Raw genomic sequence first — 444 nt, 5'->3', positions numbered from 1 at the left:
ATCCCTCTATCAGTTACCACAAGCCACTTAGGCTTTGCTTCAAGACCAAATTTCTTCTTATTGCATAGAGAACCTTTTCGTCTGGAGAAGGTTTTCTAAGATTCCTTTTGGAAGTTTTTCTTTCATAATTCACTCTCTTCTCCCTGATCTCTTCTCCGCCGTGAACGGCAAGGCTTTCCAAGAAAAATGTAAATATATTACTCCAAGATGCTCAATGAATAAAGTTTATTACGCCAAATAGCTTAACCTATGGTTAGGTGATTTCATGAATTTTGAAAGAAAAGTTCTCATCGGGATGGTTCATCTCAAATCCCTGCCAGGCTCATATCTTTATGAAGGGAACTTTGATGTAGTGCTTGAACATGCCATCAGAGAAGCAAAAAAGCTTGAACAAGCAGGTTTTGATGCAATAATGATTGAAAACTTCAATGATATACCGTTTTA

At 37.2% G+C, this 444-nt stretch carries 1 protein-coding gene; it reads left to right on the top strand.

Going from position 1 to position 444, the window contains the following annotated elements; genetic code table 11:
* Positions 1 to 265 precede the first annotated feature (265 nt).
* Positions 266 to 444: BtpA/SgcQ family protein (locus E3E33_RS10710; RefSeq protein ID WP_304940809.1), on the top strand; the 179-nt coding region annotated here is incomplete at its 3' end.

This window comes from Thermococcus sp. GR5, assembly GCF_012027535.1.
GTDB lineage: Archaea > Methanobacteriota_B > Thermococci > Thermococcales > Thermococcaceae > Thermococcus > Thermococcus onnurineus.
The sequence above is the reverse complement of the archived record's forward strand: the minus strand, read 5'-3'. Positions and strand labels throughout refer to the sequence as shown.